Annotated in this window: 14 protein-coding genes; 6 read left to right on the forward strand and 8 right to left on the reverse strand. The window is 40.0% G+C overall.

Features of this window, described 5'->3' with window-relative positions; genetic code table 11:
* Window positions 1–29 precede the first annotated feature (29 nt).
* The 3 genes from PSE72_RS15055 to PSE72_RS15065 all read left to right on the forward strand — a co-directional run bounded on the left by PSE72_RS15055 (window position 30) and on the right by PSE72_RS15065 (window position 8,223).
* Window positions 30–4,967 carry a DNA repair ATPase gene (locus tag PSE72_RS15055; RefSeq protein ID WP_209102469.1) on the forward strand — a complete coding sequence of 1,646 codons (4,938 nt, stop codon included), beginning with the start codon at window positions 30–32 and terminating at the stop codon, window positions 4,965–4,967.
* Entirely contained in the window at window positions 4,967–5,542 is a 576-nt protein-coding gene (locus tag PSE72_RS15060) for a rhomboid family intramembrane serine protease (protein ID WP_115166299.1), read from the forward strand. Before PSE72_RS15055 ends, PSE72_RS15060 begins: the two co-directional genes overlap by 1 nt.
* Before the next feature lie 167 nt (window positions 5,543–5,709).
* Window positions 5,710–8,223, forward strand: a complete 2,514-nt coding sequence (locus PSE72_RS15065; protein ID WP_115166300.1) for a penicillin G acylase — start codon at window positions 5,710–5,712, stop codon at window positions 8,221–8,223.
* Window positions 8,224–8,260: 37 nt separating this feature from the next.
* Here the strand turns inward: PSE72_RS15065 and PSE72_RS15070 are convergent, their stop codons facing one another.
* Window positions 8,261–8,923: a helix-turn-helix transcriptional regulator gene (locus PSE72_RS15070; protein WP_115166301.1), complete on the reverse strand. Its 663-nt coding sequence runs from the start codon at window positions 8,921–8,923 to the stop codon at window positions 8,261–8,263.
* Between the two features lie 74 nt (window positions 8,924–8,997).
* Here PSE72_RS15070 and PSE72_RS15075 point away from each other — a divergent pair, with 74 nt between their 5' ends.
* The gene (locus PSE72_RS15075) at window positions 8,998–10,407 is read left to right on the forward strand and encodes an MFS transporter (RefSeq protein WP_209102463.1); all 1,410 of its coding nucleotides are present in this window, start codon (window positions 8,998–9,000) and stop codon (window positions 10,405–10,407) included.
* 208 nt (window positions 10,408–10,615) lie between these two features.
* On the opposite strand, the gene PSE72_RS15080 is transcribed toward PSE72_RS15075, so the two are convergent.
* A complete protein-coding gene (locus tag PSE72_RS15080; RefSeq protein ID WP_209102461.1) occupies window positions 10,616–12,112 on the reverse strand; it encodes an MFS transporter in 1,497 nt (498 codons plus the stop codon).
* Window positions 12,113–12,207: 95 nt separating this feature from the next.
* Here PSE72_RS15080 and PSE72_RS15085 point away from each other — a divergent pair, with 95 nt between their 5' ends.
* Both PSE72_RS15085 and PSE72_RS15090 read left to right on the forward strand, forming a co-directional pair.
* Window positions 12,208–12,747, forward strand: coding sequence for a TetR/AcrR family transcriptional regulator (locus PSE72_RS15085; protein WP_115166302.1), 540 nt, complete (start codon window positions 12,208–12,210; stop codon window positions 12,745–12,747).
* 77 nt (window positions 12,748–12,824) lie between these two features.
* On the forward strand, window positions 12,825–13,376 hold the full coding sequence (locus tag PSE72_RS15090; RefSeq protein ID WP_115166303.1) for a hypothetical protein: 552 nt from the start codon (window positions 12,825–12,827) through the stop codon (window positions 13,374–13,376).
* A gap of 265 nt (window positions 13,377–13,641) precedes the next feature.
* Here PSE72_RS15090 and PSE72_RS15095 read toward each other — a convergent pair whose 3' ends face one another.
* From PSE72_RS15095 to atpG, 6 genes are all read right to left on the reverse strand, one after another.
* The gene (locus PSE72_RS15095; protein ID WP_217007850.1) at window positions 13,642–14,808 is read right to left on the reverse strand and encodes a hypothetical protein; all 1,167 of its coding nucleotides are present in this window, start codon (window positions 14,806–14,808) and stop codon (window positions 13,642–13,644) included.
* A 128-nt stretch (window positions 14,809–14,936) separates the two neighbouring features.
* Window positions 14,937–16,769 (reverse strand): glutamine--fructose-6-phosphate transaminase (isomerizing), encoded by a 1,833-nt coding sequence (gene glmS, locus PSE72_RS15100; RefSeq protein WP_115166305.1) that lies wholly within the window; start codon window positions 16,767–16,769, stop codon window positions 14,937–14,939.
* A 210-nt stretch (window positions 16,770–16,979) separates the two neighbouring features.
* Window positions 16,980–18,350, reverse strand: a complete 1,371-nt coding sequence (gene glmU, locus PSE72_RS15105; RefSeq protein ID WP_115166306.1) for a bifunctional UDP-N-acetylglucosamine diphosphorylase/glucosamine-1-phosphate N-acetyltransferase GlmU — start codon at window positions 18,348–18,350, stop codon at window positions 16,980–16,982.
* A gap of 126 nt (window positions 18,351–18,476) precedes the next feature.
* Window positions 18,477–18,902, reverse strand: a complete 426-nt coding sequence (locus PSE72_RS15110; protein WP_004906291.1) for a F0F1 ATP synthase subunit epsilon — start codon at window positions 18,900–18,902, stop codon at window positions 18,477–18,479.
* Window positions 18,903–18,923: 21 nt separating this feature from the next.
* Window positions 18,924–20,306, reverse strand: a complete 1,383-nt coding sequence (gene atpD, locus PSE72_RS15115; RefSeq protein WP_004906293.1) for a F0F1 ATP synthase subunit beta — start codon at window positions 20,304–20,306, stop codon at window positions 18,924–18,926.
* A 34-nt stretch (window positions 20,307–20,340) separates the two neighbouring features.
* Window positions 20,341–21,204 (reverse strand): F0F1 ATP synthase subunit gamma, encoded by an 864-nt coding sequence (gene atpG / locus PSE72_RS15120; RefSeq protein WP_004906741.1) that lies wholly within the window; start codon window positions 21,202–21,204, stop codon window positions 20,341–20,343.
* Window positions 21,205–21,231 lie beyond the last annotated feature (27 nt).

Genomic DNA, 21,231 nt, shown 5'->3' on the forward strand with positions numbered 1-21,231 from the left:
TTGTCTTAGTTAAGGGAATTCGCTGCGCAATGTCAGATATTCAGGATACGGATCGCGAACAAGAAATACTCGATAGTGCCGTTGCAGAAGGTGGTGCTTATGAAATATTACGCAAACGCCTGACCGACCAAGGGCAACAACTTCATCAAAAAGCTGCACAACTCAATGAAATGCGGTTAGATGAATTCGGCCAAAGCCAAATGGATATTATTGGTCGCATTCGCATTCGTACTGAAAATAATTGCCAAGCAAGGGATATTGTCCGCGTAGGTAAATGGCTTTTATTTGGCTATAATGTCTTCCTCGGCCTGAAAAAAGAGACACACCTCGAAGATGTGTTTTCACTATATCGGTTAATTGAAAACGACGATGAATTTGATGTTGAAGCTGTCCCTTATGAAGGTACCTTCTTAAGCGATAATCGCTTTGTTCAAGATTTCACTGAACTCTATACCTACTATAAGAACACACAGTTACTGCAACTTGTTGAACGGGACGGCAAACTTCTTGTTAGTTTTCAAATTGGCGATCGCATCACGGACGTGCGAGTTTTTCGCTGGTCAATCTCCAGTGACAAACGCAAAATTGAGTATATTGATAACCGGGGTGAACGCGATATAGCCCTCCCACCAGCCTATGACTTTGAATGGCAAAAAACCACACGAGAAGACACAGTTAACGGTCGATACCCTCACATCAATATTCTTGACACTGTATTCATTGAAACTATCGACGGTGATCTAACCATAAAGTGTGAAAATAATACTGAAGATGGTTTAGGGATTTACCGAGAAGCGGTTCTTGATAAAAACCAATCACTAGACGACGCGCAAATTGAATATGCACAAACCGGCAGTTTAATTATCCTAAAAGTATTACCTTATCGGGAAGAAACTTGGCGTTACTTAGTTTACAACACGCTATCTCAATCAGTACAACGCATTGATGCCATCGGGCAAGCTTGTGTCCAGTTACCAGAAGACCACGGCATTATTTTTCCTGGCGGCTATTACTTACAAAATGGTGACTATAAAACGTTTGAGCAACCTATGGATGGAATGCGTTTTCGCCGTTTGCGCCGCTCTCCGAATGGGGAAGATGTTCTATATGTTTTTTATTCACCAAATCAAGGGCGCATAGCTCTATTCAATTATAATTTAATTGAACGAACACTTTCAATTCCACTCATTGGCCATGGTTACGCCATGCTTGAAGATGGAAAAATGGTACTATTTGAAGGTGAAGGGGAAGAAGCGACTCGCGTTCACTCTATGCAAGTTTGGCAAACCCCGTTTTACTCAGAAGAATTTGCCGATCAACAGCCGACTCGTAGCGGTTTTTTAGGACGTATAGGCAATGCAGACTTAGTTCGTGGTATTTCTGAAATATTACATGTTTCCAAAGAAATAGAAGGCAGCCAAATTTCTATCGCTCGCTACGAACAACTCAGCCAACAAGCAAAAAATTTACTGGATATTTATTACTGGTTTGGTGATGAGCAATGCCTTGGTATTGGCAAATTACTCAAAGAAATCACCCAAACCAGTGAACTGGTTCTTGATGAATATGAAAAGGTCGAAAGCATACGGCAGCAGTCTGCCAAATCAATGAATGAGGCCATTAGCCGCCAAAAATCACTGATTTCACTTACGTTGCCTGAAAGCTGGGCCGATATTCAACAATTTGTTGATGGCTTAAATGCCCTAAGTGCTCAACGCGGGCACTTGATTTCACTACGTGAATTTCGCTATATGGATTTAAAAAAGCTTAGCGAAATGGAAGCTGAAATAGAGAAAAATCAACAATATGTTTCACAAGAAACCGCTATTTTCCTTGCTAGTGATAAAGCTTTACATCCCTTTAAAACACAGTTATCTGTTTTCGAAGAACAAATAGAAAAAGCCCAAAATAGTGCCCAGCTAGACATTCCCATGAAAGATATGGAAAAAATGTCTTCTGACTTAGATATGCTTTCAAACCTAATGGCTTCACTGAGTTTCAATGATGTCACACAACAAACTCACATTATTGATGCTATTTCGCAAATCTATGCTCAACTAAACCAATCCCGAGCCCGCTTACAACAAAAACGAAAATCACAAAGCAGTGTGGAGACTGTCGCACAATTTGGTGCACAATTCCGGCTGTTTAGCCAAGGCATTACCAATGCACTGTCTCTTGCCACTGACCCTGAACGTTGTGATGATCAGCTATCAAGATTACTCGTTCAGTTAGAGGAGCTCGAAAGCCAATTTAGCAGTCATGATGAATTTCTTGATGATATCTTGGCTAAGCGGGAAGAATTACTCGAAACCTTTGAATCTCATAAACAAGTTCTTATTGATGATCGCCAACAACGTGCACAAAATTTAGTCACAGCAGCCGATCGTCTACTAGATAGCCTGCAACGACGAACAACTCGTTTACAGTCTCAAGACGAACTCAATGCCTTCTTTGCTTCCGACCCTCTCGCAATTAAAACGCGTGAAATAATTGAAAAATTAAGGGAAATTAACGATAACGTTAAAGCTGATGATATTGATGCACGACTCAAATCCTCTCGGGACCAAGCTATTCGAGTTTTACGCGATAAAACAGATATTTTTGAAGATGGTGGGAATGTCATTAAACTCGGACGTCACCGGTTCAGTGTCAATACCCAAGAGCTGGACCTCACCATTTTACCGAAAAATGAACAACTATGGCTTTATCTCACAGGGACAGATTTCCAAGAACCAATAGAAAATGAACGACTATCACAGCTCAAACCCTATTGGAGCGCCTCATTAGAATCTGAATCTGATACAGTTTACCGCGCTGAATACCTTGCTTATTCAATTATCTATGCTGCAACAAAACGCCAAGAAGGGCTAGATTTTGACATACTAAAAAACGCGTTAGCATCAACGGAAAAACTTGAAAAGATTGTCCGTGATTTTGCAAATCCACGCTATAAAGAAGGTTATGAAAAAGGTATTCATGACCACGATGCCGTTGCTTTACTGAAAAAACTAATACCAATCGGTGAAGGTGCAGATTTATTACGGTATAGCCCAACAGCTCGTGCTATCGCAGCGATTTATTGGCGGCAAGTTCAAAACGACGATTTTCCTGCACTATGGCCTGAACGAGCAAGAACAGCCATGAATATTCACCAGTTATTCCATAATGACAATGCATTACTTGACCTACAAGCCGAAATTGAAGCTGGAATTAGCTTGTTTTTACAAGATAACCCCATTCAATGTCAAACCTATGAGCAAACTCAAGCTGCTGAATACCTTAGCTTTGCACTAGCAAGAACCCCGATAGAACTCGTCTATAGCAAATACGCGAGGGAGTTAGTTTTAGCACTCCAAAGCCGCTTAGAAGAAGCTCATATGTGGGTTGATTTTAATCGCTCACAACAAAATTTAGGGACTCGTTACGCCCAGCGCTGGTCATTAGTTCAAAACTGGTTACAAGGGCTGTGCTCGACCCCTGAATTTGCACATCTTGTTCCATACATACCGGGTGCTATTGCCATTATTATCTTAGATAAAGTAGCTTCAGCACGCTTTAGTGAAGTTGATCTTTACTTTAAAGTTAACGGGTTACTTGGTGAACACCCGACTATTGAAAACCAAACTCTATCATTGAGCTTAGATAACTACTTCAGTCGGATGCGCGGACAACGGAAACGTTTTATTCCTGAATTTCGTCAATATCAATCCCTGCGCCAACAGATTGTTACTGAAGAGCGTAGCCGTTTAAAACTGCATGAATATAAAGCAAAACCATTAAGTTCTTTTGTGCGTAACAAGCTGATAAACGATGTCTATTTACCTATCATTGGCGATAATATGGCAAAACAAATTGGCGCTTTAGGGGAAGGTAAACGCACAGATCTCATGGGGCTGCTATTAATGATTTCACCTCCCGGATACGGTAAAACCACCTTAATGGAATATGCCGCTGATCGTTTAGGGCTCATTTTTATGAAGGTCAATGGTCCTGCACTTGGCCATGATGTACTCTCTCTTGACCCTGAACAAGCACCTAATGCAACAGCAAGACAAGAGTTAGAAAAACTCAATCTAGCCTTAGAAATGGGTAATAATGTCATGTTATACATCGATGATATTCAGCACACCCACCCTGAGTTTTTGCAAAAATTTATATCCTTATGTGATGGAACAAGGCGAATTGAAGGCGTTTGGAAAGGCAAAACCAAAACGTATGACATGCGGGGTAAAAAATTCTGCGTCGTGATGGCGGGTAACCCCTATACCGAGTCAGGGGAAGTTTTCCGAATTCCTGACATGCTTGCAAACCGCGCCGATATTTATAACCTTGGTGAAGTATTAGGCGGTATGGATGAAGCATTTGCTCTGAGCTATATCGAAAACAGCCTGACATCAAACCCAGTATTAGCCCCTCTTGCATTACGAGACCTGAACGACCTGTACTTATTTGTCGATAAATCAATGGGGAAATCTGTCTCTACCAACACTTTAAGTTACCCATATTCTGACGCAGAAATTAATGAAATTACTTCGGTAATCAGTAAATTAATCAAACTACGGAATGTTGTATTGAAAGTAAATCAACACTATATCGCCAGTGCTGCGCAATCCGATAAATACCGAACAGAACCTGCATTTCGCTTGCAAGGTAGCTACCGTAATATGAATAAACTCAGCGAAAAAGTCTCTTCTGTTATGAATGATGATGAACTGGAAAGGGTACTGGATGACCATTACCTTGGAGAAGCACAACTTTTAACGACTGGCGCAGAAGAAAACTTATTAAAACTTGCAGAGTTACGTGGCACGTTAACAGAAAAAGACGCAGCACGTTGGCAACAAATTAAGAAAGACTTTATGCGTAATAAGGCTCTTGGCGGTGATAATGCAGATATTGGTGATCGCGTTGTGGGGCAATTGGCCTCATTAGTCGAAAGTGTTCAAGCGCTTGGTAACCCCTAATGAACTATTTACAAGGGCATCCTCGCATTAAACTATTAGTCTGTATTGTTGCAATTTTTATTATTGCTCAACTAATTAACAGTTTAACCGCGGGGGGACTCATTCAATTTGGTCTCATTCCTCGCACTGAATGGGGGTTATTAGGTATCTTCTTTGCCCCATTTATCCATGGCAGTTGGCAGCATTTAATCAGTAACTTACCCCCATTTATCATCTTAAGTGCGCTATTACTGCATCGCACCATAAAAGCTTACGTATTGGCATCACTGTTTATCATCGTTGCTGGGGGTTTAGCTGTTTGGTTATTTGGCCGAAATGCAGTTCATATTGGTGCCAGTGGCTGGGTTTTTGGGTTATGGGGCTTACTCATCGCCCAAGGTTTTTTCCGTCGAAACTGGGTTGATATAGCTATCGCGTTATTAGTGCTATTCTATTTTGGCACAATGGCCAGCGGCTTGTTACCTACTCACTTATACATCTCAACAGAGTCACATATAGCCGGGGCTATTGCTGGAGTTATCTATGCATGGCTAAGTCATCATTACCATAAAAAAAACAGCAATCACTCACCTTAAAATAGTATCCAATACAGTTATGACACATTTTTTGTAATTTATTTAAATTTATGTATCCTTTTCTGTGATCGTGATTCACATATTAACAATTAACCATAAATTAACCATTTATTAACAACATAATAATGCTAGTCTCAAAAAAATAATAACAACATGAGACTCAATAAATGAAAAAACACCTCATCTCTACCGCTATTGTTTTAAGTTTAAGTTCACTACCACTCTCATCATTTTCTCAGTCAATTCAAATTAAAATTGAACGAGATAACTATGGTGTTCCTCACATCTATGCGAATGATACTTATAGCCTTTTCTATGGATATGGCTATGCTGTGGCACAAGACCGATTATTCCAAATGGAAATGGCTAAACGCAGTACCCAAGGAACAGTTTCCGAAGTATTAGGTAAAGATTACATTTCTTTTGATAAAGAAATCAGAAATAACTATTGGCCTGATTCCATCCACCAACAAATCACACAACTGTCCCCTCAAGAACAAGATATTTTGCAGGGTTATGCGGATGGCATGAATGCATGGATTAAACAAATCAATGCTAAACCAGATGACTTAATGCCTAAACAGTTCATTGATTATGGTTTTTTACCATCCCAATGGACGAGTTTTGATGTTGCGATGATCATGGTCGGTACAATGGCAAACCGCTTTTCAGATATGAATAGTGAAATTGATAATCTAGCATTACTCACTGCGCTTAAAGATAAGTATGGTGAACAAATGGGAGTGGCGTTTTTTAACCAAATTAATTGGCTTAATAACCCCAACGCACCGACAACAATCTCATCAGAAGAATTCACCTATTCAAATTCACAAAAAACAAAAAATATAGCGCAATTGAATCAAATTAGTGATTACCGACTTACTGCTCCCATGTTTGAACGCACGGCAAAAGATGCAACAGGAAAATTAATAGCGCTTTCTTCCCAGGAAAATAATGCGTTAATCGCTAAACAATATGAACAAAGCGGTGCTAATGGCCTCGCAGGGTACCCAACCACCAGTAATGTTTGGCTTGTTGGAAAAACAAAAGCGTCTGGTGCAAAAGCCATTTTACTTAATGGCCCACAGTTTGGTTGGTTTAACCCTGCCTATACATACGGTATAGGGTTACATGGAGCCGGGTTTAATATTGTTGGAAATACACCGTTTGCTTATCCCGCTATTTTATTCGGTCATAATGGGCAAATTTCTTGGGGCTCTACAGCGGGTTTTGGTGACGGCGTTGATATTTTTGCAGAACAAATTTCACCTGAAGATCCAAATAGCTACTTCCACCAAGGGCAGTGGAAACAAATGCTATCGCGCCAAGAGACATTATATGTGAAAGGTGAAAAACCCATTACTTTTAAAGTATACCGCACTGTGCATGGTAATGTGGTCAAGCGTGATAATACCACTCACACCGCATACAGCAAAGCTCGCGCATGGGATGGCAAAGAGCTTACATCCTTAATGGCTTGGGTAAAACAAGGACAGGCGCAAAACTGGCAGCAATGGCTAGACCAAGCACAAAACCAAGCACTGACGATTAATTGGTATTATGCGGATAAAAACGGAAATATTGGTTATGTACATACCGGGCACTACCCTGAACGCCAAACTAACCATGACCCCCGTTTACCCGTATCAGGTACGGGAGAATGGGACTGGAAAGGGATGCAACCCTTTGCAAATAATCCTAAAGTTTATAATCCCAAATCCGGTTACATCGCTAACTGGAATAACTCCCCAGCTAAAAATTACCCCGCTAGCGACTTATTTGCCTTCTTATGGGGAAGTGCAGATAGAGTGACAGAAATCGATAACCGCATTGAAGCCTATGATAAATTAACAGCTGATGATATGTGGACGATTTTACAGCAAACTAGCCGTGTCGACCTCAATCATCGCTTATTTACCCCATTTTTAGCTCAAGCGACACAAGGTTTTCCGTCAAATGACAATACCGTCAAATTAGTCTCCTTGCTCCAACAGTGGGATGGTATAAACCAGTTATCAGGTGATGGAAAACACTATGTTCATCCAGGGTCTGCAATCCTCGATATTTGGTTAAAAGAAATGCTTAAAGCCACTCTAGGCCAAACGATCCCCGCACCATTTGATAAATGGTATCTAGCAAGTGGTTATGAAACGACACAAGAAGGCCCTACAGGGTCTTTAAATATCAGTACAGGCGCAAAATTACTGTATGAATCTCTCTTAGAAGATAAATCGCCAATACCCCAGCCTATCGATTTATTTTCAGGACAATCGCGGAATGATGTAATTAGAAAAGCACTGAATGCGACCTACCAAAAAATGAGAAAAAAATACGGTGATAACCCAGCTAATTGGCAAACACCCGCCACAGCATTAACCTTCCGTGAAAATAATTTCTTTGGTGTGCCACAAGCCTTACCTCAAGAAAATTTCCATCAAAATGAATACCATAATCGGGGAACTGAAAACGACCTAATTGTGTTTACCGAAAAAGGGGTGAGTGCATGGGACATTGTTGCTCCAGGGCAAAGTGGCTTTATTTCCCCGCAAGGAAAACCTTCACCTCACTACCAAGACCAACTCTCTTTATACCAGCAGTTTGGTAAGAAACCGTTATGGCTTGATAACGAAGAGCTAGCACCACATATAGAGTCAACTGAAACATTGATGATTGAGAGATAATACTATTACTAAACTAAATACCAAGGTGTCTTGGTATTTAGTTATTAACCTTTACACGATAGACACAACGCCCTGCGCCATTTAATAAGTACTGTTCACGCTCAATGCTAGCGTCATCACCCACAATATCACTGAACAACGCCAATTCCGAACGACAAAAATTTTGGCAAGCAGTGGCTGCGGCACAAATTGGACAATGGTTTTCGATAAACAACCAACTGTCATCATCTTGTTCAACCTTCGCCATATACCCTTCTTCGCTACGCACTTCAGCCAACGCCTCAAGCCGCTCAGCTAACGGTAAATTTTTACAACGCGCAAAATATTTTTCTCGGCTTTCCGCTTCCCTTTGGATAATCAGCTTCTCTAGTCCTTCATCACCAAAAATAGTACGAACAGAATCAATCAATTGAAGAGCAAGTTGCGCGTGAGTATCCGGAAAACGTTGATGCCCTAACTCTGTTAATACCCAATTTTGCCGAGGGCGCCCAGCCCCTGTTTGCGATAAGCACTGCTCCCCCTCAACTAACCCCAACGAAGTCAGTTTTTGAATGTGTTGCCTTGCTGCTTCCCCTGTCATATTTAAATCATTTGCGATCACTGCGGTAGAAATAGGCCCTTTTGTTTTGATACAAAAAAGAACCTTATCCACGGCCTGTGTTAGATTTAGATTATCAAAGTAATTACTTGCATTAATCATTATGCGACTCTATTATCCAAGCTGTTACTTGGATAATACCTCTTTTTCCACCATTCCGTCTAGCGGGTCTCTCTATGAGCAATGAAACATCAACCGTACCTCAAGCCAAGTGGGCTGATTTACTCAGTGGCGCCAACGCATTACTCACTATTGCCTTAACTGGCGGAGTAGCACTACATGCTATCAATATTTATATCGTAACAACCATATTGCCCAGTGTCGTTAACGATATTGGCGGCCTTGAATATTACGCATGGAATACCACTTTATTTGTGGCAACATCTATTGTCGGCTCTGCCCTTTCTAGTAAAGTATTAGACAGTTTTGGGCCTAAATTTTCTTATTTATTCGCGCTTATTCTATTTTCTTTAGGGTCTATTTGGTGCGCAGCTTCCCCATCAATGTTGGTATTACTAGGCGGGAGGGCATTACAAGGACTTGGTGGCGGTATTTTATTTGCTCTTAGCTATGCATTAATTCGCATTGTTTTTACTGAAAACTTATGGTCTCGAGCCATGGGTGTTGTTTCAGGTATGTGGGGAATAGCAACACTCTGTGGCCCTGCAATTGGTGGTATTTTTGCTGAAAGTGGCCACTGGCGTTGGGCGTTTTGGGCTTTACTTCCTGTCGCGGTTTTTCTAGCGCTCATTGTCATCAATCAACTCCCTAAAAAACAAACTCAAGCACCAAAACCCAGTAAAATTCCATTCTTAGCGATTTCTCTGTTAGTGATATCCGTTCTTGCTATCTCAATTGGAAGTTTGTCCGATAGTTTATTCATGAACCTTATTGGTTTGTTAATTGGCCTAGCCATACTGCTGACAATTGCCTTATTCGATGGTAAAAATGACAAACGTTTATTACCAACAGGAGCCTATTCACTCAAGAATCCCCTTGGCGTCATATTTTTAACCATGTGTTTGTTAGTTGGTGGCATGACAACCGAAATTTATGTCCCTTATTTCTTACAAACCATCCATTTGTTTTCTCCGCTCACAGCCGGTTATTTAACTGCAATAATGGCAGCGGGTTGGACCATTGGGGCACTCTTTAGCGCCAATAGAACAGGGGCTATTGTTATCCGAATTATTCGAACAGGCCCGGTCATCATATTTATTTCTTTAATTGTACTTGCTGTTCTAACGCATAATCAACAGCTTATCGAATCATGGCCATTATTCATTATTTATCTCATCGCCATGGCTGGGGTTGGTCTAGGAATTGGCGTGTGTTGGCCTCATCTCGTACTACGTGTTTTTAAGAATGCGCCAGAGGGTGAGGAAAATCTCGCATCATCTTCAATTATTACCATTCAATTGTATGCAACCGCGCTATCTGCCGCCTTAGTAGGAGTCGTCGTCAATAATAGCGGGTTAATTAGCCCTGGAGGGATCGCGGGAGCACAGCAAGCTTCAATCTGGTTATTTGCTCTATTTGCAATTAGCCCATTACTCGCAACCGTATTAATCCGCAAAATAAGATAAAAAGAGTACAAGGGAGCAAAAGCTCCCTTCAGACTGCTGACAAACATATTATGTTTAGCAGCAAGTCTAATCGGTTTTGAAAATAAACTAGGAAAATCAATTTATTGATTTTCGGCTGATAACACAAAGTGGGAAAAACCACGCTTTTATCCCGCTTTGTCAACAACCTCAAGGGAGCAAAAGCTCCCTTGAGGTCAAATCACCTAGTTTAGTTCGTTAATGCCTTTTTAGAGCGTAAAAAATAAGGCAGAACAATAATACTGATCAGCAAGACAAAAATAGTTGCCACCATCACCCCTAAGAAAGCATGATCAAAGGCAATATTGGCCTGATTTATCAACGCAGATGCATTATTTGCTGGTAGTGACTCAGAAACTAATAAGGCCTCATCAATACTATCATAAACTTTATCACTGACTGTTAAGCCTTCAGGTAATGAGAGTTTCAAAGTATAAATTGCACTCATTAGTCCCCCCATAAAGGTTACACCTAAGACACTACCAATTTCATAAGCAATTTCTTCAATTGAAGCTGCCATACCTGCTTTTTCATCAGGGGCATTTAACATCACTGTCGTTGACGCCGTCGTGAATATCGCACCCAGGCCAAAACCAATAAGAAAGAGGAATGAAAGTAACAGAATACCTGTCGAGGTTTGGTACACCATCGTTAAACCAACGACACCAATTAACGTACAAGTAAACCCGAAAACAGTGAGTTTTATCTCACCAAATTTATGAAGGTACATACCTGCCAATGGTGCAGCTATCACTGAAGCCAATGGAATTGGAATGATATATAAAGCCGCTTCAAATGGCGTATAACCCAAAACCAGCTGTAAACGTTGGCTTAGTAATAATTCAACACCAACGATAACCACGATAGATAACACAGCCATTATCAGCCCTGCATTGAATTTAGGATGCTTTAATAGCGTAAAATCAATCATTGGGGATATTGATTTAACTTGTCGATTTCTAAATACCACCAAAAAGAAAACACCAATAACGCCTGAAGCCCATACCGCAGGCCAGTCTGTATAAGGTTTTCCGAGCTCCTTCAACGCATAAATAACACCAATTAAGCCAATTAAGACTAAAATAGAACCGAAAATGTCGATTTTTTTGTCGCTGTTACCACCACACTTAGGGATCAAGTAACACGCAAACGGAATAACCAATAAAACGACTGGAACATTAATTAAAAAAACAGAGCCCCACCAAAAGTGGTTAAGTAAGATACCGCCGATCAAAGGGCCAATTGCCGCACCACCAGATGCAACCGCAGACCATATTCCAATAGCTAATGCCCTTTCTTTTGGGTCTAAAAAAACATGCCTGACAATAGCAAGGGTGGCAGGCATACTTACCGCTGCACCAACAGCTAAAAAGCCACGAGACAAAATCAAACTTGTTGCTGTTGGTGAAAAAGCAGCACACAACGAGGCTAAACCAAATAACGGTAGCCCCAATAAAAACATTTGCTTGTGACCGACTTTATCACTTAGCATCCCTGCAGCAGGTAATAACCCAGCGACCACCAGTGGGTAAGCATTCATTATCCACAGTTTTTCAGATGACGTAGCGCCTAAATCATGGGTTAATTTAGGTAACGCGGTATACAGTACAGTGACATCAATAACGATAAGAAACAGTACACTTGAAACTAATAGAAGCACTATCCAGCGCTTATAATCGGTTAACATAAAATTCTCTCAATGAGTTTATTTGATCATGATTTTTGTGCTGATCGTGCTACAATATAAATCCATACGTACGTATTGAAAAGAGGTTTTTCTAAATGGGACGTCAACGAACAATCGATAGAGAAAAATTACTTGATGCCGCTGAAGATATTGTTCTACAACAAGGTGCTACCGCTCTCACTATCGATGCAGTTGCCAAAGCGATGGGGATCTCCAAAGGCGGTGTTCAGTACTGTTTTGGCAATAAAGATGCCTTAATTGATGCGATGTTTGAGCGTTGGGGTCAGTCTTATGATGAAGTTTTTAATCAAGTGACTCTGCAAGATAACTCTCCTGAAGGGCAAATTTTTGCTCATATGCAAGCTACCCACCAGCACGATAAAGTCGCCATGGCAAAAGGAGCCGCCTTAATGGCATCCTTATTACAAACCCCTGAATACCTGGAAAGTACACGTACTTGGTATCGTGAACGCCTTGCGAGACTTGATACTTCAACAGAAAAAGGCAAACAAGCAAGAATTGTTTTTCTAGCAACTGAAGGCGCTTTTATGCTGCGCTATATGGGGTTCATGGAAATTAATGATAATGAATGGCAATCTATATTTAGTGATTTGGAAAATTTATTAAAGGGTTAGCCTTAGTCTCTTTTTTTGATATAGATAATGACTCCACTCCAATAAAATAATTATAAACCAAATGGAGATCATTAAAAATGAACATAGATAGATTAAAATATTTTATAGAAATAAATAATAACAATAGTATTATTAATAATAAAAAATCATTCAGCTACAATATAAAAGAAAAACCCATCAACACTAACTGTGTCTCTTTATTAAAGATGAAATTTGAAAAGATAGATACAAACACAAAAAATTTAAAAAATACACACACAAATAAAGCACAAAACCTCATAAAAAAAGAATCATTAGAATACGATATTAGCGCATTTAAAAATGATTTAATGAAAAAAAACCTTTATTTTATTTATAGTTCACCAAACTCAAAAAAAATAGAGTTAATACACAATCATAATGAAAACAAAATAAATAGTGAAAATGCAATTTTTATCAATATGTTTGATTTATTAAAAAATGAACCGGATGGTTCCATATATAAAATAAATAATTATATCATCAAAATAACCAATAAAAACAAAAAACTAACAATAAATGATAATCGATTTACTCACAACATCACTTTAAAAAATGGGAAAGACATATTAATAGAAAGATATAATAAAAAAAGTAAATTTTCATTTTAATAAAGAATAACCCGGCAAAAACAGATTGTCGGGTTATTCTTACCATCAGTATATTACGGATTTATTTCCCAATACATTTATATATTTAATTTAAATAACAAACACTAAAAATAATAATTAAGGTGGATTTAAGAAGAAATAATAATACTTAATTTTATCATTCTTGGTGCTGATATTATTTTAAAATTATCTAGTATGAAAAATGTGTTTTACTTTCCTATGCAGCAAGATTAGGTGATTGAATCATTAAGACATAAAATCAGTTTTAATGATTCAAGAAAATCCCCTTATCATCGTCAGTTATAATTTGTTTTAACGATTTATGAATACCGCCATCATCTGTTTGCAAGATAAATACAAATAAAACCTGACAAAGTACCGATTGAGGGCAATGACGAGGCCGATATTTTGAATAGGGAGACCATCCATTAGCTAGATACCTTTCATGCATTCGCTTCATTGCATCAACAACAGAGTTCGCAGCTTGCCCTTTGTTTATTTTAGTCGATTTTTTTTGGTGATACACAAAAGCATCAGTAACCGTTTTAGATATAATATAGAAAACTTGCCCAACAGATAAGTTTTCTAATAAATAGGTGATGTTTTTTGTTGTTTTTTCACCAATCAGAAAAGATGTAAAATTATATTCATCCATTTCATAATTTAAATAAAAAAAACACTCAAATAGATTGTTTTTCTTGCATAACTCAATTAGTGATTTTTTATTTTCTTGTAAGTAATAGATATTGGCTAATTTTAGCTCTAGTAGATCAATAATCGTAGATAAACTATTAGTTTCTTTAAAAATAACTTCCCAGCACATAAATATATTATTAAAATAAATATAATCTTCACTAACACTTATATACTTTAAATTAGTAACTGAACTTACTGCAATCACACCTGCAGTATAAAGCTGTTCTATGATTAACAGGTCAAACTTATAATTCGGTGTTAATTTTTTATACCTTTGATTATCCAGGCTATCTAAATACATTAGATTTTCATCAGCACAACACCGTATAAGTGCAAGTAAAAAAACACTATTTTCAAAAGAAAGATCATTGATACTTAAAGCATTTTCTTTTTTAAAAAAGAATAGATTATCAATATATTCAATTTTTTCTTGCCTTTCTTTTTCATTCTCTATACGAATACAATCAACACAAATATGTTCAAAATTACTTAATTGTGAAAAATGGCTTCTATCTCGTAAAAATTCTATTTCACCACATGACACACATTTTAATTTTAAACAATAAGCTTTGCAGCTTTTAGCCACAATAGCTTTTATTTCTTTAGATTTTAATTGTGTTTTTTCTTCTATCTTAATCATTGAATATGAAAATCGGCCATTTTCTTCAAGCTGCCAATATAGTTGGCATACAAATTCATATTCCTTATCAATAATATCAATAAATATAATTTCCATATGTTTATTTCCTTGTTTTTTATTATGTTATATTAAAAAAAACAAAAAATAGAAATTATATTTTGACAAAAAAAATAAAAAGGCTCATTACGGTTAAATAATGAGCCCTTTATTAATCAATTTATTGATTACTCAACTGTCACCGACTTCGCCAAGTTACGGGGTTGGTCTACGTCTGTACCTTTAATCAATGCAACGTGATAAGACAACAGTTGCAGAGGAACGGTGTAGAAAATAGGTGCGATGAGCTCTTCAACATGAGGCAGCGAAACAATTTTCATATTTTCACTGGCTTCAAAGCCCGCATCATGGTCAGCAAATACATACAGCAAACCACCACGCGCACGAACTTCCTCGATGTTTGATTTCAGTTTTTCTAACAATTCATTGTTAGGTGCAACGATGATAACAGGCATGTCAGCATCAATTAACGCTAATGGGCCGTGCTTTAATTCACCAGCGGCATACGCTTCCGCGTGAATATATGAAATTTCTTTTAATTTCAATGCCCCTTCAACGGCAATAGGGAACTGATCACCGCGGCCTAAGAACAACGCGTGGTGTTTATCTGAGAAATCTTCTGCTAATGCTTCGATAACTTTATCTTGCGATAACATGCTTTCAATACGCGCAGGCAATGCGTGTAGAGCGTGAGAAATGTTTTCTTCGAGCTCAGGGTTGGCGCCTTTCAAGCGGCCCATATACGCCACTAGCATCAGTAAGACAGTTAGCTGAGTAGTAAACGCTTTAGTGGATGCCACACCAATTTCAGCCCCTGCTTTGGTCATCAGGGCAAATTCAGATTCACGTACCAGTGAAGAGCCCGCAACGTTACACACTGCTAAAGAGGTCAAATAGCCTAATTCTTTAGATAAACGCAGGGCTGCGAGTGTATCTGCGGTTTCACCTGATTGAGACAGTGTTATCATTAAACTGTTTTTACGGTGTGCAGGGTTGCGATAACGATACTCAGAAGCAATTTCCACATCACAGGGAATACCGGCCAAAGACTCAAACCAATAACGAGCCACCATGCCAGCATTGTAAGATGTTCCGCAAGCTACGATTTGGATATGTTCAACTTGAGATAAAATTTCACTCGCACGAGGGCCTAATTCGCTTAAATCGATACCATTGTCTTTGCTAAAACGCCCTTCAAGGGTGTTTTTAATCGCCATCGGCTGTTCATAAATCTCTTTTTGCATGTAATGACGGTAAACGCCTTTATCGCCCGCATCATATTGAACGTTTGATTCAATTTGCTCGCGATCAATAGCTTCACCATTTTTATCAAAAATACGAACAGTACGACGAGTAACTTCGGCAACATCCCCTTCTTCAAGGTAAATAAAGCGACGAGTCACAGGCAACAATGCTAATTGGTCTGATGCTAAGAAGTTTTCACCCACACCTAAACCAATAACCAATGGGCTACCAGAACGTGCGGCAACTAATAATTCAGGAATACGACTATCCATAATTACCGTACCATAAGCACCGCGTAATTGTGGGATAACACGTTGAACCACTTCCACCAGCGAGCCCCCCTTTTGTTGTTCATGGTGAACAAGATGGGCAATCACTTCAGTGTCAGTTTCTGAACTAAAGACATAACCGAGTTTTTTCAGTTCATCTTTCAGTTCTAAATAGTTTTCAATAATGCCGTTATGAACAACAGCAATATAACCAGAGGTATGTGGGTGAGCATTACGTTCACTTGGAATACCATGAGTCGCCCAACGGGTATGTGCAATCCCCGTTCCACCCGATACTGGGTTTTTCTCCGCTTCTTCCGCTAACATTTGCACTTTGCCGACTTCACGTAAGCGTTGCAAATGACCTTCGTGATCAACTACAGCCATACCCGCTGAGTCATAACCACGATATTCAAGACGACGAAGACCTTCTAACAGAATTTCTGCAATATCACGTTGTGCAACAGCACCTACAATTCCACACATATTTTTTTGATTCCTAGACAAAAGGTTTCTTTCTTGAGAAACCTTTATTTGTCGCAACCTAATTGTTGTACAGTTTTCACTGTTCCCCAGCCTTGTAGAAAACGGGGATATTATTTTTATATTGCTACCTTAGGTAACTATTTTAATTTTCGCTATTTAAATAGCTTTTTTATCATAGAAGAGATAACGCTACCTCTCCTCAATATTTACTTATTTTTTCTTAACTGGACGTTGCCAGTTTTTAATATGCATTTGCTTTACACGGCTGACAACGAGTTCGTCTTCATTCACATCACGAGTTACCGTCGTACCAGCGCCAATTGTTGCACCTTTTGCTACAGAAACAGGAGCAACTAATTGAGTGTCTGAGCCTACAAATACATCATCACCAATAACGGTTTTGTGTTTATTGGCGCCATCATAATTACAAGTGATGGTACCTGCGCCAATATTGACGTTATCACCGATTTGAGCATCGCCTAGGTAACTTAAATGACCCGCTTTAGAACCTAAACCTAAAGAGGCATTTTTCATTTCGACGAAATTACCGACGTGTGCTTTGGCTGCTAATTTAGCACCTGGACGTAAACGCGCAAAAGGACCAACCGTACATTCAGCTGATAATTCAGAGTTTTCTATGACTGAATACGGGCTAATCACTGAGTTATCACCGATTACACAGTCTTTCAAAATACAGCCAGATTGAATATGTACGTTATTCCCTAATGTAACGTTACCTTCGATAATCACGTTAGTATCAATAATAATATCGCGACCATGAGTTAGATTTCCGCGCAGGTCAAAACGTGCAGGGTCAATCAACATCACACCGGCTAATAACAGTTTTTCCGCTTGTTCTTTCTGATAAACTCTTTCTAACGCAGCCAGCTGTAGGCGGTTATTCACCCCTTCCATCTCACTTAAATGTTTAGGATGAACGGTTGCAATTTTATTACCTTCTTTATGTGCTAATGCAATAATATCAGTAATATAATATTCGCCTTGCGCGTTATCGTTGTTCAGCTGTGCCAACCAACGTTTGAAATCTTTACCACTGGCAACCATAATCCCAGTGTTAATCTCTTGGATTTTACGTTGCTCTTCAGTCGCATCTTTTTGCTCGATAATACCGACAACTTCATTATTTTCACGAATGATGCGGCCATACCCTGTTGGGTTATCTAAAATAACCGTCAGCAAGCCAATACCACCTTCTGGCTTCACGTCAATTAAGCGATCTAGGGTATCTTTAGCAATTAACGGTACATCGCCATATAGCATGACAATATTTTCATCGTCTTGGAAGCTTGGCGCTGCTTGTTGCATCGCATGGCCAGTGCCGAGCTGTTCGGCCTGTAATACCCAATTGAGGTTTTGCTCACCCAGTTTTTCTTTCAGTAAATCACCGCCATGTCCGTATACCAGATGAATATCTGATGCACCAATGGATTTTGCTGTATCTATAACATGCTGAACCATTGGTTTGCCTGCAAGCAAATGCAAAACTTTAGGTAGCTCTGAATACATCCGTGTGCCTTTACCGGCAGCTAAAATCACGACACTTTTTCTTTGCACAGTCATTTTTCCTGAAACTCCAACTTAGGGATGAAAGTAAACCTATTTCCTTTATAAATTACTACATATTTCGCTCAAATAAAAAAGCCAGTTAGACTTAACCAACTGGCTTTTTTTACTATACCGCTATCATTACATTAGCTTTTTAGTTAACTCGATGACTCGAAGTTTCGCTATTGCTTTTGCAAGTTCTGCTGATGCCTGAGCATAATCAACATCGCCGTGAGCTTTACGGACGTGTTCTTCCGCTTTGCGTTTAGATTCCACTGCACGAGCTTCGTCTAAATCTTTACCACGGATCGCTGTATCAGCGAGTACGATAACACCATTTGGTTGTACTTCTAAAATACCGCCGGAGAGGTAAATTAGCTCTTCTTCACCAAACTGTTTGGTAATACGTACCATGCCCGGTTTTATGGCAGTCAGCAGCGGGGTATGCTGCGGGTAAATCCCCAGCTCACCTTCACTACCTGTCACCTGAATTTTCTGTACCATGCCTTCAAACATTTGTTTTTCAGCACTCACTACAGTCAGGTGGTATGTCATTGCAGCTACCATATCAACCTCCTGTCAGCTGGATTAAAGCTTTTTCGCTTTTTCCACAGCTTCTTCAATGGTACCAACCATATAGAACGCTTGTTCTGGCAGGTGGTCGTAATCACCGTTCAGGATCCCACTGAAGCCACGGATAGTGTCTTTCAGAGAAACGAACTTACCTGGTGAACCGGTAAATACTTCAGCAACGAAGAATGGTTGAGACAGGAAGCGCTGGATCTTACGAGCACGAGCAACAACCAGTTTGTCTTCTTCAGACAGTTCATCCATACCCAGAATTGCAATGATATCTTTCAGTTCTTGGTAACGTTGCAGAATAGACTGAACGCCACGAGCAACATCATAGTGCTCTTGACCAACAACCAGTGGGTCAAGCTGACGGCTAGTAGAATCCAGAGGGTCAACCGCAGGGTAAATACCCAGTGATGCGATTTGACGGCTCAGAACAACTGTTGCGTCTAAGTGAGCAAAGGTAGTTGCTGGTGATGGGTCAGTTAAGTCATCCGCAGGAACGTAAACCGCTTGAACGGAAGTGATAGAACCCGTTTGAGTTGAGGTAATACGTTCTTGCAGAACACCCATCTCTTCCGCCAGCGTTGGCTGATAACCTACCGCTGAAGGCATACGACCTAACAGTGCTGATACTTCAGTACCTGCCAGTGTATAACGATAGATGTTGTCAACGAACAGCAGTACGTCACGACCTTCGTCACGGAATTTTTCAGCCATAGTCAGACCAGTCAACGCAACGCGCAGACGGTTTCCTGGTGGCTCATTCATCTGGCCATAAACCAGTGATACTTTATCCAGAACGTTTGAGTCGGTCATTTCATGATAGAAGTCGTTCCCTTCACGAGTACGCTCACCAACACCTGCGAATACTGAGTAACCTGAGTGCTCAATCGCGATGTTACGGATCAGTTCCATCATGTTTACTGTTTTACCAACACCCGCACCGCCGAACAGACCAACTTTACCACCTTTCGCGAATGGACAGATTAAGTCCATTACTTTGATACCGGTTTCCAGCAGTTCTGTTGAGTTAGCTAATTCTTCATAGCTAGGTGCAGCACGGTGAATTGACCAGCGCTCTTCTTCGCCGATATCACCTTTCATATCAATAGGTTGACCCAGAACGTTCATGATACGTCCTAAAGTTGCTTTACCTACTGGTACTTCAATTGGGTGCTCTAAGTTTACAACTTCTAAACCACGGCTCAGGCCATCTGATGTACCCATTGCGATACAACGGACAACACCACCGCCTAACTGTTGCTGAACTTCCAGCACCAGTTTTTCTTTACCGTTAACAACCTCAAGAGCGTCGTACACTTTTGGTACGTCATCTTGAGGGAACTCGACGTCCACAACGGCGCCGATTACCTGGATAATCTTTCCAGTAGCCATCTTGAATCCTCTACGTAATTCGTAAACCTAGCTGTTAAACCGCGGAAGCACCCGAAACAATTTCGGTAAGCTCCTGAGTAATGCTGGCCTGACGAGCTTTGTTGTAAACCAACTGCAACTCTTTGATCAGGTTTCCACCATTATCAGTAGCGGCTTTCATCGCTACCATTCGTGCGGCCTGCTCACTAGCCAGGTTTTCAACGACGCCCTGATAAACCTGCGACTCGATATAACGACGTAGCAGGGTATCCAGCAACGCCTTAGGATCGGGTTCGTAAATGTAATCCCAAGACTTCTTCTTCAGTGTTTCATCATTGCTTGCAGGCAATGGTAACAATTGAAGAATAGTTGGCTCCTGAGACATTGTATTGATGAACTTATTCGTCACCACATACAGTTTATCCAAACGCCCTTCATCATAGGCTTGTAGCATTGTGTTAACTGGACCAATCAAGTCCGAAAGCGTTGGGTTATCCCCCATTCCAGTAACTTGTGTCACGACATTGCCGCCCACAGAACCGAAGAATGATACCGCTTTAGAACCAATTAAAGCCAAGTCAACCTGAACGTTTTTCTCAGACCATGACTTCATATCTGCTAATAGTTTTTTGAACAGGTTAATGTTCAAGCCACCACACAGACCGCGGTCTGTTGAAACAACCAGATACCCGACACGTTTAACTTCACGCTCTTCGAGATATGGATGTTTATATTCCAGATTACCTAACGCTAGGTGACCAATCACACTGCGCATGGTTTCTGCATAAGGACGGCTGGCCGCCATGCGTTCCTGCGTTTTACGCATTTTGGACGCAGCGACCATTTCCATCGCTTTAGTGATCTTTTGTGTATTTTGTACACTTCCGATCTTGGAACGTATCTCTTTTGCGCCGGCCATTTCTGCTTCTCCTTATTAACCAGACGG

It is taken from the genome of Providencia sp. PROV116 (genome assembly GCF_028482485.1).
Taxonomy (GTDB): domain Bacteria; phylum Pseudomonadota; class Gammaproteobacteria; order Enterobacterales; family Enterobacteriaceae; genus Providencia; species Providencia rettgeri.

Coding starts and splice junctions, on each gene's coding strand:
- PSE72_RS15055 (WP_209102469.1), top strand. CDS start 30: ATGTCAGATATTCAGGATACGGATCGCGAACAAGAAATACTCGATAGT.
- PSE72_RS15060 (WP_115166299.1), top strand. CDS start 4,967: ATGAACTATTTACAAGGGCATCCTCGCATTAAACTATTAGTCTGTATT.
- PSE72_RS15065 (WP_115166300.1), top strand. CDS start 5,710: ATGAAAAAACACCTCATCTCTACCGCTATTGTTTTAAGTTTAAGTTCA.
- PSE72_RS15070 (WP_115166301.1), bottom strand. CDS start 8,923: ATGATTAATGCAAGTAATTACTTTGATAATCTAAATCTAACACAGGCC.
- PSE72_RS15075 (WP_209102463.1), top strand. CDS start 8,998: ATGAGCAATGAAACATCAACCGTACCTCAAGCCAAGTGGGCTGATTTA.
- PSE72_RS15080 (WP_209102461.1), bottom strand. CDS start 12,112: ATGTTAACCGATTATAAGCGCTGGATAGTGCTTCTATTAGTTTCAAGT.
- PSE72_RS15085 (WP_115166302.1), top strand. CDS start 12,208: ATGGGACGTCAACGAACAATCGATAGAGAAAAATTACTTGATGCCGCT.
- PSE72_RS15090 (WP_115166303.1), top strand. CDS start 12,825: ATGAACATAGATAGATTAAAATATTTTATAGAAATAAATAATAACAAT.
- PSE72_RS15095 (WP_217007850.1), bottom strand. CDS start 14,808: ATGGAAATTATATTTATTGATATTATTGATAAGGAATATGAATTTGTA.
- glmS (WP_115166305.1), bottom strand. CDS start 16,769: ATGTGTGGAATTGTAGGTGCTGTTGCACAACGTGATATTGCAGAAATT.
- glmU (WP_115166306.1), bottom strand. CDS start 18,350: ATGACTGTGCAAAGAAAAAGTGTCGTGATTTTAGCTGCCGGTAAAGGC.
- PSE72_RS15110 (WP_004906291.1), bottom strand. CDS start 18,902: ATGGTAGCTGCAATGACATACCACCTGACTGTAGTGAGTGCTGAAAAA.
- atpD (WP_004906293.1), bottom strand. CDS start 20,306: ATGGCTACTGGAAAGATTATCCAGGTAATCGGCGCCGTTGTGGACGTC.
- atpG (WP_004906741.1), bottom strand. CDS start 21,204: ATGGCCGGCGCAAAAGAGATACGTTCCAAGATCGGAAGTGTACAAAAT.